This window comes from Pseudomonas sp. Z3-6, assembly GCF_051131985.1.
Classification (GTDB): Bacteria; Pseudomonadota; Gammaproteobacteria; order Pseudomonadales; family Pseudomonadaceae; genus Aquipseudomonas; species Aquipseudomonas zanjanensis.
Map to the genome: position 1 here is coordinate 3,463,380 of NZ_CP071644.1, position 15,327 is coordinate 3,478,706.

Genomic DNA, 15,327 nt, shown 5'->3' on the forward strand with positions numbered 1-15,327 from the left:
CGTCACAGTGGACGGGGCTTTTTACTTGCCGCTTGAAGCTTACAACTCGGGGCTGCCCTTAGAACACCACACCCTGGCTGCGCAGGTAGTCGTCGTAGGTGCCGCTGAAGTCGACCACGCCGTCGGCGCTCAGCTCGATGATGCGGGTGGCCAGGGACGATACGAACTCTCGGTCATGGCTGACGAAGATCAGCGTGCCTGGGTAGTTTTCCAGCGCCAGGTTCAGCGCTTCGATGGACTCCATGTCCAAGTGGTTGGTCGGTTCGTCCATCACCAGCACGTTCGGCTTTTGCAGGATCAGCTTGCCGAACAGCATGCGGCCTTGCTCACCACCGGAAATGACCTTGACCGACTTGAGGATCTCGTCGTTGGAAAACAGCATGCGGCCCAAGGTGCCACGCACCAGCTGCTCGCCACCCTGGGTCCACTGGCCCATCCAGTCGAACAGGTTGACGTCGTCTTCGAAGTCATGGGCATGGTCCTGGGCGTAGTACCCCAGTTCCGCGGCGTCGGTCCATTTCACCGTGCCGGCATCCGGTTCCAGTTCATTGACCAGGGTGCGCAGCAAGGTGGTCTTGCCGATACCGTTCGGGCCAATGATCGCCACGCGCTCGCCGGCTTCGACGGTGAAGCTGAAATCCTTGAACAGCGGCTTGCCGTCAAAGCCCTTGGCCATGCGTTCGACGATGACCGCCTGGCGGTGCAGTTTCTTGGTCTGCTCGAAGCGGATGAACGGGCTGACACGGCTCGATGGCTTGACCTCGGCCAGTTGGATCTTGTCTATCTGCTTGGCGCGGGAGGTGGCCTGCTTGGCTTTCGAGGCGTTGGCCGAGAAACGGCTGACGAACGATTGCAGTTCGGAGATCTGGGCTTTCTTCTTGGCGTTGTCCGACAGCAGTTGCTCGCGGGACTGGGTCGCCACGGTCATGTACTCGTCGTAGTTGCCTGGGAACAGGCGCAGCTCGCCGTAGTCCAGGTCCGCCATGTGGGTGCAGACACTGTTCAGGAAGTGACGGTCGTGGGAGATGATGATCATCAGGCTCGAACGCTGGGTCAGCACGTTTTCCAGCCAGCGGATGGTGTTGATATCCAGGTGGTTGGTCGGTTCGTCGAGCAGCAGCACTTCCGGGTCGGAGAACAGTGCCTGGGCCAGCAGTACACGCAGTTTCCAGCCAGGCGACACTTCACTCATCGGGCCGAAATGCTGTTCGATGCCAATCCCCAGGCCCAGCAGCAGTTCACCGGCGCGGGATTCGGCGGTGTAGCCGTCCATCTCGGCAAATTCGGTTTCGAGTTCGGCCACGGCCATGCCGTCTTCTTCGGTCATTTCCGGCAGCGAATAGATGCGATCGCGCTCGGCCTTGACCTTCCACAGCTCTTCGTGACCCATGATCACGGTGTCGATCACGGTGAATTCTTCGTAGGCGAACTGGTCCTGGCGAAGTTTACCCAGGCGCACGTTCGGCTCGAGCATGACCTGGCCACCGGACGGCTCGAGGTCGCCACCGAGGATTTTCATGAAGGTCGACTTGCCGCAACCGTTGGCGCCGATCAGACCGTAGCGGTTGCCCGCGCCGAATTTGACAGAGACGTTTTCGAACAGTGGCTTGGCGCCGAACTGCATCGTGATGTTAGCTGTAGAGATCAAAGGTTTATCCTGCGGAACATTCAGAGTAGCTAAGGGTGCGGCAGTACCTGTTCAGTACCTGTTTGCGCACGTCCCGACCGCGCAAAGGCGTCGCGGTCGCAAGCGCAAGGGTCCATCCGGCATAAGAGGACAGCAGCATACGGAGCGCCCGGCCCGGGTAGACGTGCGCCGAAGCCGCGGTTTGCGGCATCGGCCAAAGGGAGCGCGTGATAATTGGCGGCGATTGTACTGATCTGGCCGCATTAACGATAGGGTATTGCCCGGACAAGACAGTTTTTCACAACTTCAGGATAACTTTTGGTTACAAACTCTGGCTAAAATGCCACCTCACCCAATGCTATCTCCCTTGCCGCTTGGTTGGCCCGGAGACGCAGCCTGTTCACTCCCTGCATTGTGACGGACTTTCGTGAAGCTCATCATTGTCGCGATCTACCTCCTCTCCATCGGCTACGTTCACCTGCGTGGACGCGTGCGCCACAAGGTCGGACGCCAGTTGAGCGATCACTCGTCTTTTCTCGCACCGATCAATTGCCTGCTTTACCTGTGCTCGAAACTGCCCAACAGGCCTTTCCTGAGCCCGACGCAGTTCCCGGACCTGAGTCCGCTGCAGGCTCATTGGGAAGAAATCCGGGCCGAAGGCCAGAGCCTGCTGCGGGCGGGGGAGATCAAGCGTTCCAATCAGTACGACGACGTGGGCTTCAACTCATTCTTCAAGACCGGCTGGAAGCGCTTCTACCTGAAGTGGTACGGCGACAGCCATCCGTCGGCCATGAAATTGTGCCCACGCACCACCGAATTGGTGCAGAGCATCGGGTCGATCAAGGCGGCGATGTTTGCCGAGTTGCCGCCGGGGTCGAAGTTGGTCCGGCACCGCGACCCCTATGCCGGGTCCTATCGCTATCACTTGGGCCTGGAAACGCCCAACGATGCCGGCTGCTACATCAATGTCGATGGCGAGGCTTATCACTGGCGTGATGGCGAAGCGGTGATTTTTGACGAAACGTTCATTCATTATGCCGAGAACACCACCGACCAGAACCGCATCATCCTGTTCTGCGACGTGGAGCGGCCGATGAAGTTTCCCTGGGCCACGGCGTTCAACCGCTGGTTCAGCCGCACCGTGATGGCGGCGGCCGGCGCGCCCAACGACGCGGGCGACAGGACGGGCGGCCTGAACCGGGCATTCTCCAGGCTCTACAAGATACGTTTGCAAGGCAAGGCCCTGAAAAAGCGCAACCGCAGGTTGTACTACCTGCAGAAGTGGGCATTTTTCGGTGGATTACTGGCGATCTTCGTCTGGATCTGAGCGCGAGATTCGTCCTCATGCCTCGGGTTTTTGCGCATCCAGCTGCTCCCACATCCTGGCGGTAATCCGCTGGCGGTGGTTATAACCTTCCCAAGGATCGGCGCCCAAGCCCCTGGCCCGCTCCAGCGCGGTATAGATATCCCATTGCTGGGCGTTGCGCAGGGTCGACAGTTCGGCGCGGGCAATGGGCACCGAGACCGGCAGGCCTGGCCTGGCGCGCACTGAATAAGCAGTCACCGTGCTAGCCCCGCGGGCGTTGCGCAGGTAGTCGACGAATATTTTCCCGACGCGATTCTTCGGTCCCATGGTGGCGGTGATGCGCTCCGGCGCTTGCCGGGTCAGGAACTGGGAGATGGCCTTGGCAAACGCCTTGGTGGTGTCCCAGCCCTCGTTTCTCGCCAATGGCACGATCACGTGCATGCCTTTGCCACCGCTGGTCTTGAGGAAGGCCTGCAAACCCAGCTCGTCCAGCACCGCCAAGGTCATGCGGGTCGCCTCGATCATCGCGCTCCAGGGCAGTGACGGGTCCGGGTCCAGATCGAGGACAAACAGGTCAGGCGTCTCGATCCGGTCGTGGGTCGCGGTCCAGGTGTGCAGTTCCACCGCGCCCATCTGCGCCGCGCCCACCAGCGCGTGGACGTCGTCGATTTCCATCAGGGCGGCATGACCCGGGTCCAGATGCGGATCCAACTGTTTGATGTGGGGAATCTCCAGTCGATCGGCGTGTTTTTGAAAGAACAGGTCTTCACCGATACCGTCCGGTGCCCGCAGCAGCGCGACCGGACGCAGCTTGAGGTGCGGCAGGATCCAAGGGGCGATGTCCAGGTAATACTGGGCCAGCTCGGCCTTTTGCACGCCGCTGACACTGTCGATGACCCGATCAGGGTGGGTGATCGTCACACCGTCCACCTTGGCCGCGCTGGCTTTGTGACGACGCTGGGGTTTTGGCGCAGTGGGTTTTATCGGCAGGGGCTGCTCACGAACAACCTTGCTGGCGGGCGTATCGGGCGGCAAGCCCAGGAAAATAGCCTGCCGCACCTGGTTGTCGCGGGTCCACTCGGTGAATTCGATTTCGCAGGTCAGGGTCGGCTCGACCCATTGCACGCCGCGCCCCTGTGTACCGTTGAGCGGCTCAGCCAGTGGTGGAGTATCGCGCTGCTGGGTACACAGTTGCTCGTGCAATTGCTTGATCTGCGCCTGGCTGAACCCGGTGCCGACCCGGCCGGCGTATACCAGCCCCGTTGGCCCGTTGACGGCCAGCAACAACGCGCCGAAACCGCTGCGTTTGCCTTGGGGGCGGGTGAATCCGACGATGACAAAGGCTTGGCGCAGCCGACACTTGAGCTTTACCCAATTGTCGCTTCGCCTGGAAACGTAAGGACTGCCCAGGCGCTTGCCGACCACGCTGTCCAATGAGAGCGCGATGGCGCTTTCGAACATATCGTGTTGGCTGGCGGAAAATGATTCGGAGAAGCGCAGGCGCTTGCTGGCGTTGTTGCCGAGGGCTTTTTTCAGCGCCGCACGGCGTTCTTCCACCGGCGCCTGACGCAGGTCGACGCCATTGAGAAAGGGCGCATCGAACAGGAAATACACCATGTCGACGGTGCGGCTGATCTCGAAGGCCACGCGCAGGGCAGCAAAATCGGAATGGCCGGTCTCATCGAGCAGGACCAGTTCGCCGTCGAGCCAACTGTCCCCCAGGTTCAACCCGGCCAAGGCGTCGGCATGCAACTTCAGCCGATCGGTCCAGTCCTGATGATTGCGGTTGTATAACCGGACTTCGCCGTCTTCGATGCGGGTCAGCAATCGATAACCGTGGAATTGGACTTCGTAGCGCCATTCACCGGTGGGGGGCTCCTCCACGGGCGTGGCCAACTGCGGCGCCAGGCGTTCGGGCAGGGCTGTCGTTGCGCCTTGGCCAGGGTTGCGGGGCGTCGTTGCGTCCGACTCGGCATTGGACAAACGAGCAGATTCACTCTCGGCGTTGGCCATGACAGATTCCCTTGTATTGCACACGCCGGGGAGTTAACCCCGGGAGGCCTTGGTGGCTTTTTTGGCAGGAGCGGATTTGCGGGTTTTCGCAGGTTTTGCCGGGGCTTTCCCGGCTGATTTATCGGTAGCCTTGCCCTTGCCGCCGAGGCTGCGCTTGAGCAATTCGGTAAGGTCGATGACATCGGCGGTCTTGCGTTGTTCTTCGCCAGGATCGGTTTCCACCGCTTCGAGCCGCCCCTCGTTGGCCTTCTTCTCCACCAGTTCCATGATTTTGTCCTCGAAGCTGTCGCGGTAAGCCTGGGGCTCCCAGTCGCCGCTCATGTCTTCCACAAGGCGCTTGGCCATTTCCAGCTCGCCCTTGGCCAGGGTCGGGTTCGTCACCTCGTCGCCCAGCTCCAGGACATCCAGCTCGCGTACCTCGGCGGGCCAGCGCAGCATCACCAGCACCAGCGCCGTTTCCAGGGGCATGAGGGCGGCCAGGTGCTGGCGGGTATGCAGCACCACATGGGCCAGCGCTACTTTGTTGGTCTTGACCAGTGTTTCGCGCAGCAAGGCATAGACTTTGCCGCCGCGTTTGTCGGGCGCCAGGAAGTAGGGCTTGTCGATGTTTTGCAGGGGAATTTTTTCGCTGTCGACAAAGGAAAAGATGTCGATGGTCTGGGTGGACTTGGGGTGGGCGGCGCGGATCTCGTCTTCGCTGATGAGCACGTATTGGCCTTTCTGGTATTCCACGCCTTTGACGATATCTTCCTTGGTCACCTCCTTGCCGGTGACCTTGTTGACACGCTTGTAGCCCACCGGGTCCATGCTGCGCTTGTCCAACCAGTCGAAATCCACGCCTTGGGATGCGGTGGCCGATACCAGCGCCACGGGAATGTGGACCAGCCCGAAACTGATTGCGCCTTTCCAGATTGCCCGTGCCATGGAGGTGTTTTCCTTGCCGGTGAGTGTCTCTCTGGTGACCTTCGGGCCTTGGGAAAAGTTTCCCCTGTGGGAGCGAGCTTGCTCGCGATGACGCCGGTACAGGCGCCATTGATGCAAACTGACCCACCGCCATCGCGAGCAAGCTCGCTCCCACAATGGTTCGGAGACGCTTGGTTACATCTTCACCGGCACATTTCGCTTAACAGCGTCGAACCTGCGGCGTAGCGTGCTTTCGATATGCCAGAACTCAAGGAGGTCTGCGAATGAACAGGCTGATGATTGCCATCATGACGCTACTGCTGAGCGCCACTGCCCAGGCCGCCACGCCCAACGATGGCCCGATGGTCCTGGCCCAGAACCTGCCGGGCAACAACAATCCCTATAACAGCCCGACGCGTCGGGCCAATCCCAACAGCATGCAGGGCACCCGGCCCAACGTGCCGACGATTCATGACAATCCGACCGTGCCGGTGCCACGGCCTCCGACCCTGGAAAACGGCGGCATCGGCAATGGCTACCCCCGGTCCGGCCAGCCGTCGGGTTCGCCGCGGCCGACCATCGAGTCTCCCACGCCACCCCGCAACAGCCAGAATGGCAATCGCTAGGCGCTGGAGCTTTTCTTTCAACACCGCAGAAGGAAATGTGCATGTTGCGTAAAACACTCTTGGCCGCATTCTGCGCCAGTGCTGTCCTGACCCTTGCCTCGCCGGCCATCGCCGTGCCAACCCAGTCATTCAAAAGCGAAGAGGGCACCCTGGAAGTGACCACTGTGGTCAAGGGGCTGGAGCGCCCTTGGTCCGTTGCATTCCTGCCTGGCCAACAGGGCATGCTGGTGACGGAGCGAGAGGGCAACCTGCGCGTGGTCAGTCCCGACGGTAAGTTGTCCGCGCCCCTGAGCGGCGTGCCCGAGGTGTGGGCCAAGGGCCAGGGCGGCTTGCTGGACGTGGTGCTGTCGCCGGACTTCAAGCAGGACCGCACCGTCTACCTGTCCTATGCCGAGGCGGGCGCGGACGGCAAGGCCGGCACCGCCGTGGGACGCGGGCAATTGTCCGAAGACCTCAAGAGCCTGAAAAACTTCGATGTGGTCTTCCGCCAGCAACCCAAGTTGTCCACGGGCAACCACTTTGGCTCGCGACTGGTCTTCGACCGCGACGGCTATCTGTTCATCACCCTGGGGGAGAACAACGACCGACCCACCGCCCAAGACCTGGACAAGTTGCAAGGCAAGGTCGTGCGCATCTACCCCGACGGCAAGGTTCCCGACGATAATCCCTTCGTCGGCCAGAAAGGCGTCCGTCCCGAGATCTGGTCCTACGGCGTTCGCAACCCCCAGGGTGCTGCCCTCAATCCGTGGAACGGCACTCTGTGGGAGAACGAGCATGGGCCCCGGGGCGGTGATGAATTGAACCTCATCGAGCGTGGCAAGAACTACGGCTGGCCGTTGGCGACTCACGGCATCAATTATTCTGGCGCCCCGATTCCCGAAGCCCAGGGCAAGAGCATCGAAGGCGGCGTTGACCCCTTCCATGTCTGGCAGGTGTCTCCCGGGCTCAGCGGCATGGCATTCTACGACCATGAGCGCTTCAAGGCCTGGCAACACAGTGTGTTCATCGGGGCCCTGGTGTCCGGTGAACTGATCCGGCTGCAGTTGCAGGATGACAAGGTCGTTCATGAAGAGCGCCTGCTGGGCGAACTCAAGGCGCGAATCCGCGATGTGCGCCAGGGGCCGGATGGGTACCTGTATGTGCTCACTGATGAAGACGACGGGGCGTTGTACAAGGTCGGACTCAAGTAACGCAACGCCGGCGCTTTTGTGGCGAGGGAGCTTGCTCCCGCTGGGCTGCGCAGCGGCCCCCGGAATCTGTCGTCGCGGTATCAGGTTGATTGCCGTTAGCTTTGGGGTCGCTTCGCAACCCAGCGGGAGCAAGCTCCCTCGCCACAAGAGCGGATAGCATTTGATCTTTGCCATTGACTTGCCGCCAACGCACCGCTAATTTCCAGGCATGAATTCAACCGTACTGCGTAGCCAGCCAAGCATTATTACCGCCATTCCTTATTTGGCGGGCTAGCTGACGGCTGCACCGAACCCGCCCTGGAGGCGGGTTTTTTCTTTCTGTCTCCTAGGCTCCGACCGAACCAGGAGATCGCCATGACCGCAGTCCACACCGAGCAAGCCCTGCTTGAGCACTACGTCAAGAAAATCCTCGCCGCGCCGGTCTACGAACTGGCGGTGCGCACGCCGCTGCAAGCGGCACCTGCGCTGTCCGAGGCCCTGGGCAACCGGATCCTGCTCAAGCGCGAAGACCTGCAACCGACCTTTTCCTTCAAGATCCGCGGCGCCTACAACAAGCTTGTGCACCTTACTGCGGAGCAGCGGGCCCGTGGCGTCATCACTGCCTCTGCCGGCAATCATGCCCAGGGCGTCGCGCTGGCGGCACGGGAACTGGGTATTTCGGCCAGTATCGTCATGCCCAAGACCACCCCGCAGTTGAAAGTGCTGGGGGTGCGCAACCGCGGTGCCGAGGCGCTGCTGCACGGGGACAGTTTTCCGTTTGCGTTGGCCCATGCGCTGGACCTGGCCGAGCAGACCGGGCGGGAGTTCGTCTCGCCTTTCGATGACCCGGATGTGATTGCCGGGCAGGGCACAGTCGCCATGGAGATCCTGCGTCAGCATCCTGGCCGGCTGGACGCGATTTTCGTCCCGGTCGGCGGCGGGGGGCTGATCGCGGGCATCGCCGCCTACGTCAAATACCTGCGCCCGGAAGTTCGCATCATCGGTGTCGAGTCGCAGCACTCTGCCTGTCTCCAGGCCGCGCTGGCCGCTGGGGAGCGGGTCACCTTGCCCGAGGTGGGAACCTTCGCCGACGGCGTGGCCGTGGCCCAGATCGGCGCCCATGGCCTGGATATTTGCCGATTCTGTGTCGATGAGGTGATGACGGTGACCAACGACCAACTGTGCGCTGCGATCAAGGACATCTATGACGACACCCGTTCCATCACCGAACCCTCAGGCGCATTGGCGGTGGCCGGGATCAAGCAATACGTCGCGCGAACGGGCGTGCGAGGCGAGACCCTGGTGGCGATCGATTCCGGTGCCAACATCAACTTCGACAGTTTGCGCCATGTAGCGGAGCGGGCGGCAATAGGCGTAGCGGACAGTGCCGCTTGACCTACCGCCATCGCCAGCAGGCTCGCTCCCACAGGGCGCGGTGGCGAATCCAGATCCAATAGTCACCCCAAAACCAATGTGGGAGCCGAGCTTGCTCGCGATGGCGATGGTTCAGTTTGCATTGATGTTGAATGGGTTGGCCTCTTCGCGAGCAGGCTCGCTCCCACAGGGAGCGGTGGTAAATCCAAATCCAACAGTCACCCCAAAACCAATGTGGGAGCCGAGCTTGCTCGCGATGACGGCAGTCTATTCAACATCTATGCAAGCTGATCCACGGAGAGCACGAGCAAACCCGCTCGCGTCGAACATTTTTTGAACAAGGCGACGGGCGCCCGCCCAGGTGCCTGCAATTGAGGCTACTCTAGCTTTCGACACACTCATCACGATTGCACTTTGCATGGAAAAACCGCCGTTTCCTTGCATTTTGCACGAGGGGGGCCGCCAGGTATCGATGCTAAGTGATTGATTTGTATCAATCACCCATCTCGTCAAGACAGGCATATTTTTTGCGGGATTATCAGGGGTTTCAATCAGGAGTCCGTTTCACGAGCTCAATGATAGAAACGCCAAAAAAAGAACGAACGGCACGGTATTCGTAGTCCCAGTCCGCAGGGAAGAAAACGGACGAAAATACCGCCGTCGTGAACATAAGTTGGCCGCCTCAACAGGAGAGAGTCGCCATGTTTTTATCTGCCCTCGAAATGCGAAACATCATTGAAAGCAGCTTGCTGCCCAAGCGCTCGCAATGCACGTTGTCACCTGAGCTGACGATGACGATCAAGATCTTCGATGACCACAAGACCGATCACGTGGCCTTGGTCAAGACCGACATCGATGCCAGGAAACTCACCGGCTGCCGGGCCATCAACGACCTGATCGCCGAGTTGCGTACCGAGCTTGACCACAACCCTGCCGCTGGCAATCATTTTCATCAGCAACACCAGCGGATGACCGGGCGCTGAGTACGGCCTTGTCCTTGTCAGTCTGACGCCCGGGTCCGGCGATGTCCGAACCCGGCGTACAGTGCTCCAGCGGCCCTGCTTACCTCAGCCCAGTTGCTGTCGGTAAGGCAGGTCCGGACCGGTTTTGCCGCACGTCAGGGCGGCGGCTCGAATAGCGAACTCCAGCATTGCGCTGATCTGCTCCCGGGTCAGGGTGTGCAAGCCCTCCACGGAATCCAGTTGCTGTTCGGTCAGCCACGCAATTAGCGCGGCCTGGAAGGTGTCGCCCGCACCCACGGTGTCGGCTATTTTCACCGGGCACGCCGGCAGCGACCATGTACCGTGTTGGCGACTGAAGACCGTAGCCCCCTGGCCGCCACGGGTCAGGAAGACCATTTGGCAACGGTGCCCCAGCCAACCTTCGATGACCGCCTGGGGCTCGATGCCTGGATAAAGCAGGTCCAGATCTTCGTCACTGACCTTGATCAGGTCGGCGAATTGCACCAGTGTCGCGATTCGCGAGCGCCACAGCTCAATGTCTGGCTGCGGGTTGAGCCGCACGTTCGGGTCGAGGCTGATCAGGCGCCGGCCACTTTCCCGTTGCACCAGGGCCAGGAGCGTGTCCGCAATGGGCTGGACCACCAGCGAGAACGAGCCGACATGCAAGCCACGCACGTCAGGGCCGAGGTCCGGTAGATCGGCGAGGCTCAGTTGTCGGTCGGCACAGCCTTCGCCACGAAAGCTGTAGTGGGGCGAACCGTTGGCGCCTACGGCGACCATCGCCAGGGTGGTCGGCGCGTCGAAGTCCACCAGGTATCGAGCGCTGACTCCTTCGTTGAGCAGCACCTGCTGCAGGCGGCGGCCCAGGTAATCGGTGGACAGGCCGGCAAAGAGTGCCGATTCAATGCCCAGGCGGCGCAATCCCACCGCCACGTTGAACGGCGAGCCGCCGGCAATCGCCTTGTAGTTCACCTGCGAGGCAGGGCCATCCGCGTCGGTCCCACTGAAAAAATCAAACAGCGCTTCACCACACACCAGATACATAGTTGCCCGCTCTCAAAGGGTTGCGACGTGTTGTCGATAACGTTCATAAGCCTGCTGGGACGCCGCGACATGGGCGGCGACTGGCCGGGTTTCGCTGGCCGGGTCGAGCTTGACGCAGCGCTCGCACAGTTCGGCCAGGCTGTCTTGTTGGCCTGAATGGCACCACGCCGCCTGGATCGCCGCACCCAACGCCGCTGCTTCGCTTTGTTCGGTACAAATGACGGTGGTGTCCATGATGTCGGCGACGACCTGCCGCCACACCGGGCTCTTCGAGCCGCCGCCGATCAGGCGAATGCTCTGGGCCTTAAGCCCGTTGGCACGCAACAGGTCCAAGCCATAGCGCAAACCGAAGGTCGTGCCTTCGACCACGGCGCGGCACAGGTTGGCCCGGGTCAGGTTGGTAGTCGTCAGGCCCAGCAGGCTACCCGTGGCATGGGGCAGGGCAGGCACCCGCTCGCCGTTGAGGAACGGCAGCATCGACACACCTTCTGCGCCAATCGGGGCCTGGACCACCAAGGCGTTGAAGGCGTCGATGTCCAGGTCCAACAGTTCGCGGATCGCTCCGGTGGCGTTGGTCAGGTTCATGGTGCAGATCAGCGGCAGCCAGCCACCACTGGAAGAACAGAACGTCGCCACTGACGGTTGCGGGCTGACCGTGGGCTCGGCGGCATAGGCGTAGACCGTGCCGGAGGAACCGAGGCTCATGGTGATCACGCCGGGCTGGATATTGCCGGTGCCGATGGCGCCCATCATGTTGTCGCCGCCGCCACTGGCCACCACTGCGTCGGGGTTGATGCCCAGGTGCTGGGCAATGGCCGGCAAGATGCGTCCCACCGGCTGATGGGCCTCGATCAGCTCCGGCAGCGCCGCTTGCAAGCGTCCGCTGGGGTCGATGTGTTGCAGCAACGGCACGTCCCATTGGCGGGTGCGCACGTTGAAGTAGCCGGTCCCCGAGGCATCGCCGTATTCGCTGCAATGGCGACCGGTGAGCCAGTAATTGAGGAAGTCGTGGGGCAGCAGGACGCTGGCGATGCGTTCGAACACCTGAGGATGTTGCTCCCGGGTCCAGAGCAGCTTGGAAACCGTGTAGCCCGGCGCGATCACCACGCCGAGGCGTTCGAGGCTGCCGTCTTCGCCGCCGAGGTGGGTCAGGAGCCGATCGTTTTCCGGCGTCGTTTCGGTGTCGCACCACAGCTTGGCCGGGCGCAGGACCTGGCCCTGGTCGTCAAGCAACACTAGACCGTGTTGCTGGCCGGACACGCCGATGCCGAGGATCGCCTGGCCATCGACCCCGGCGGCGGCCAAGGCCTGGTGCGTCGCTTGGGTGAATGCATCGAGCCATTGCTGGGTGTCTTGTTCGCGGCGACCGTTGGCCCCGCTGATCATGCTGTGGGCAGCGGCGCCCTGGCCGAGCACCTGGCCGCTGAGCGCATCCAGGATCAGCGCCTTGGTGCCTTGGGTGCCGCAGTCGATGCCCAGGAACAGTTGTTGGTTTGCCATGGAAATCCTCGGTCGTCAGAACCAGCAGGTAATAGCAGTTTGGTCAGCAACCACACGATCTGTGGCGAGGGAGCTTGCTCCCGCTGGGCTGCGCAGCAGCCCCAAATCCAGGCAACGCGGTGAGCCTGACATACCCTGGGGGTCGCTGCGCAACCCAGCGGGAGCAAGCTCCCTCGCCACAAAAAGCGGATCGCGCCGAGGGTTAGTTCGCCTCGGCCAGTACCCGCTCAAGTGTTCGCGTGACCCCGTGCTCGCGCAAGCTGTTGCAGCACCATTCAAATGCTGCCACGAATTCCGGGGAGCGGGGGATCGCGGTGCCAAAGATTTCCTCCACCTCCAGCACCCGCTGGGTCACCAGCGCATCGTCGGCCACCAAGGCCTGGCAGAACGCCGCCCGAGGGTCCGGGATCGAGTACGTCACGCCTTTCTCGTCCACGCCCTTCAAGTACACCGCCCAAGCCGCGACGACCAGCGCCGCACGGCGAGTTTCGCCGCCGTCGGCGATCAAGCGGTTGATGGTCGGGACGGTGAATTTTGGAAACTTCGACGAGCCGTCCGAACAGACCCGTTCCAACTGGTCGGCAATCGCCTGGTTGGAAAAACGCTCCACCAGGGTGTTCTTGTAGTCGGTCAGGTCGATGCCCGGTACTGGCGCCAGTTGCGGCGTCACGTCCAGGTCCATGTAGGCGCGCATGTAACGCACGAACAGCGGATCGTTCATGGTCTCGTGAACGAAGCGATAACCCTTGAGAAAGCCCAGGTAGGTCAGCGCCAGGTGACTGCCGTTGAGCAGCTTGATTTTCATTTCTTCATAGGGGGAAACGTCATCGGTGAACTGCACGCCGACCTTTTCCCAGGCCGGGCGGCCGCTCACGAATTTGTCTTCCAACACCCATTGCACGAACGGTTCGCAGACCACCGGCCAGGCGTCATCGATGCCGTGTTCGTCATGCAGCTGCAAGCGATGGGCGCCGCTGGTCATCGGGGTAATGCGATCGACCATGGCGTTGGGAAAGCTCACGTTCCCGTCGATCCATTGGCCCAGTTCCGGGTCGCGCAGCGCGGCAAACGCCAGCAGTGCCTTGCGAGTGACGGCGCCGTTGTGGGGCAGGTTATCGCAGGACATCAGCGTGAACGCTGGCGTCCCCGCGGCGCGGCGCTTGGCCAGGGCGGCACAGAGGAAGCCGAAGACAGTCTTCGGTGCCTCGGGGTGGGCCAGGTCGTGCTGGATCTGCGGCAGGTGGGCCATGAACTCGCCATTGCTGTCGTCGATGCAATAGCCACCTTCGGTGATGGTCAGCGAGACGATGCGGATCTGCGGCTCGGCCAGTTTGTCGATCAGCGCCTGTGCACCATCTTCGGCCAGCAACATGTCATTGATCGCGCCGATCACGCGGACTTCGGTGTCATCGGTATCGCCCAGTTCGTACAGGGTGAACAGGTAGTCCTGGCTGGCCAAGTCATCCCGGGCACGCCGGTCCTCGGCCCGCAGGCCCACGCCGCAGATGGCCCAGTCCAGGTCAGTGCCGGTGTTCATCAGCGCATCGGTGTAGTACGCCTGGTGCGCTCGGTGGAAACCGCCGACGCCGATGTGGGCGATGCCCTGGCGGATATCGCTCAAGGGGTAGGCCGGCAGGGCGACTTCAGGGTTGAGGTTGTGCAGGTTTTGTCGGTTGAGTTTCATCGCAAGTCTCGGCAATCAGGCGGCGGCGCGCAGCGCGCGGTTCACCGCGACGCCCTCGGCATCGAATAAATGGCAGTGTTCAGCGTCCAGGTGCAGGCTCAACTGCTCGCCGAAACGGCTCGCCAGGTCGCCGCGGACGCGCATGGTCAAGGCTTCGCCGGAGGCCGTGACGACGTGGCAGAAGGTGTCGCTGCCCAGCCGCTCGCTGACGTCTGCGGTGACTTGCAACGTGCAATCGCCCGGTTGCGCCAGGTTCAGGTGTTCCGGGCGAATCCCGAGGGTCACCGCAGCGCCGACGCTCAGGTTGGCGCCGCTGCGCGGCAGATTGATGCGCGTACCGGCGTCCAACAGCACTTCGCAACCCTGGCTGTCCAGGGCGGTAACCTTGCCTTTGAGGAAGCCCATTTTCGGTGTGCCGAGGAACCCGGCGACAAACAGGTTGGCCGGCTGGTGATACAGCTCCAGCGGCGAGCCGACCTGCTCGATGCGCCCGCCGTTGAGCACCACCACCTTGTCAGCCAGGGTCATGGCTTCGACCTGGTCGTGGGTCACGTAGATCATGGTCGCCTGCAACTCTTTGTGCAGGCGCGCCAGTTCCAGGCGCATCTGCACTCGCAGGGCTGCGTCGAGGTTGGACAGCGGTTCGTCGAACAGGAAGATTTTCGGGTTGCGCACGATGGCCCGACCGATCGCCACGCGCTGGCGCTGGCCACCGGACAATTGCTTGGGCTTGCGCTCGAGCATCGGCCCCAGTTCGAGGATACGCGCCGCTTCGTTGACCTTCTTTTCGACTTCGGCTTTGGGCACGCCGGCCAGATCAAGGGCGAAGGACATGTTCTTGCGCACGCTCATGTGGGGGTACAGGGCGTAGGTCTGGAACACCATCGCCAGGTCGCGCTTGGCCGGGCTGACTTCAGTAATGTCCCGGCCATCCAGTTCGATGGTGCCGTCGCTGACCTCTTCCAGGCCGGCGATCAGTCGCAGCAGCGTGGACTTGCCGCAGCCCGACGGGCCGACGAAAACCACGAACTCGCGGTCGTTCACCTCAAGGTCGATGCCCTTGATGATGGAGAAGCCTTCGAAACCCTTTTGCAGATTCTTGATTTTCAGGTTGGCCAT

Annotated in this window: 11 protein-coding genes and 1 pseudogene; 5 read left to right on the forward strand and 7 right to left on the reverse strand. The window is 61.8% G+C overall.

Going from position 1 to position 15,327, the window contains the following annotated elements:
- Nucleotides 1-58: 58 nt before the first annotated feature.
- A complete protein-coding gene (locus J3P88_RS15595; protein WP_003181279.1) occupies nucleotides 59-1,648 on the reverse strand; it encodes an ABC-F family ATPase in 1,590 nt (529 codons plus the stop codon).
- A gap of 406 nt (nucleotides 1,649-2,054) precedes the next feature.
- On the opposite strand from J3P88_RS15595, the gene lpxO reads away from it, so the two are divergent.
- A complete protein-coding gene (gene lpxO, locus J3P88_RS15600) occupies nucleotides 2,055-2,954 on the forward strand; it encodes a lipid A hydroxylase LpxO (protein ID WP_186709397.1) in 900 nt (299 codons plus the stop codon).
- Nucleotides 2,955-2,969: 15 nt separating this feature from the next.
- Here lpxO and ligD read toward each other — a convergent pair whose 3' ends face one another.
- Nucleotides 2,970-4,946 (reverse strand): DNA ligase D, encoded by a 1,977-nt coding sequence (ligD, locus tag J3P88_RS15605; RefSeq protein WP_434570020.1) that lies wholly within the window; start codon nucleotides 4,944-4,946, stop codon nucleotides 2,970-2,972.
- Nucleotides 4,947-4,979: 33 nt separating this feature from the next.
- Entirely contained in the window at nucleotides 4,980-5,870 is an 891-nt protein-coding gene (locus J3P88_RS15610; protein ID WP_434570022.1) for a Ku protein, read from the reverse strand.
- Between the two features lie 263 nt (nucleotides 5,871-6,133).
- Here J3P88_RS15610 and J3P88_RS15615 point away from each other — a divergent pair, with 263 nt between their 5' ends.
- The 4 genes and pseudogenes from J3P88_RS15615 to J3P88_RS15630 all read left to right on the forward strand — a co-directional run bounded on the left by J3P88_RS15615 (nucleotide 6,134) and on the right by J3P88_RS15630 (nucleotide 10,001).
- Nucleotides 6,134-6,475: a hypothetical protein gene (locus J3P88_RS15615; RefSeq protein ID WP_186730713.1), complete on the forward strand. Its 342-nt coding sequence runs from the start codon at nucleotides 6,134-6,136 to the stop codon at nucleotides 6,473-6,475.
- 41 nt (nucleotides 6,476-6,516) lie between these two features.
- Nucleotides 6,517-7,665, forward strand: coding sequence for a PQQ-dependent sugar dehydrogenase (locus tag J3P88_RS15620; RefSeq protein WP_434570024.1), 1,149 nt, complete (start codon nucleotides 6,517-6,519; stop codon nucleotides 7,663-7,665).
- Nucleotides 7,666-8,019: 354 nt separating this feature from the next.
- A pseudogene (gene ilvA / locus J3P88_RS15625) lies at nucleotides 8,020-9,018 on the forward strand (threonine ammonia-lyase, biosynthetic); the annotation flags it as partial.
- 701 nt (nucleotides 9,019-9,719) lie between these two features.
- Nucleotides 9,720-10,001, forward strand: coding sequence for a DUF1652 domain-containing protein (locus J3P88_RS15630; RefSeq protein WP_053119524.1), 282 nt, complete (start codon nucleotides 9,720-9,722; stop codon nucleotides 9,999-10,001).
- A gap of 84 nt (nucleotides 10,002-10,085) precedes the next feature.
- On the opposite strand, the gene J3P88_RS15635 is transcribed toward J3P88_RS15630, so the two are convergent.
- The 4 genes from J3P88_RS15635 to J3P88_RS15650 form a co-directional block, all read right to left on the reverse strand.
- Nucleotides 10,086-11,024: a carbohydrate kinase family protein gene (locus J3P88_RS15635; protein WP_434570026.1), complete on the reverse strand. Its 939-nt coding sequence runs from the start codon at nucleotides 11,022-11,024 to the stop codon at nucleotides 10,086-10,088.
- Between the two features lie 12 nt (nucleotides 11,025-11,036).
- Nucleotides 11,037-12,524 (reverse strand): xylulokinase, encoded by a 1,488-nt coding sequence (xylB, locus tag J3P88_RS15640; protein WP_434570028.1) that lies wholly within the window; start codon nucleotides 12,522-12,524, stop codon nucleotides 11,037-11,039.
- A 202-nt stretch (nucleotides 12,525-12,726) separates the two neighbouring features.
- Nucleotides 12,727-14,208 carry a mannitol dehydrogenase family protein gene (locus J3P88_RS15645; protein ID WP_434570030.1) on the reverse strand — a complete coding sequence of 494 codons (1,482 nt, stop codon included), beginning with the start codon at nucleotides 14,206-14,208 and terminating at the stop codon, nucleotides 12,727-12,729.
- Nucleotides 14,209-14,223: 15 nt separating this feature from the next.
- Complete coding sequence (locus J3P88_RS15650) at nucleotides 14,224-15,327, reverse strand: ABC transporter ATP-binding protein (protein ID WP_434570032.1); 1,104 nt, start codon at nucleotides 15,325-15,327, stop codon at nucleotides 14,224-14,226.

Excerpts from the sequence above, each read along its gene's own strand:
- ligD (WP_434570020.1), bottom strand. The coding sequence starts at position 4,946 with ATGGCCAACGCCGAGAGTGAATCTGCTCGTTTGTCCAATGCCGAGTCG.
- J3P88_RS15610 (WP_434570022.1), bottom strand. The coding sequence starts at position 5,870 with ATGGCACGGGCAATCTGGAAAGGCGCAATCAGTTTCGGGCTGGTCCAC.
- J3P88_RS15615 (WP_186730713.1), top strand. The coding sequence starts at position 6,134 with ATGAACAGGCTGATGATTGCCATCATGACGCTACTGCTGAGCGCCACT.
- J3P88_RS15620 (WP_434570024.1), top strand. The coding sequence starts at position 6,517 with ATGTTGCGTAAAACACTCTTGGCCGCATTCTGCGCCAGTGCTGTCCTG.
- J3P88_RS15630 (WP_053119524.1), top strand. The coding sequence starts at position 9,720 with ATGTTTTTATCTGCCCTCGAAATGCGAAACATCATTGAAAGCAGCTTG.
- J3P88_RS15635 (WP_434570026.1), bottom strand. The coding sequence starts at position 11,024 with ATGTATCTGGTGTGTGGTGAAGCGCTGTTTGATTTTTTCAGTGGGACC.
- xylB (WP_434570028.1), bottom strand. The coding sequence starts at position 12,524 with ATGGCAAACCAACAACTGTTCCTGGGCATCGACTGCGGCACCCAAGGC.
- J3P88_RS15645 (WP_434570030.1), bottom strand. The coding sequence starts at position 14,208 with ATGAAACTCAACCGACAAAACCTGCACAACCTCAACCCTGAAGTCGCC.
- J3P88_RS15650 (WP_434570032.1), bottom strand. The coding sequence starts at position 15,327 with ATGGCCAACCTGAAAATCAAGAATCTGCAAAAGGGTTTCGAAGGCTTC.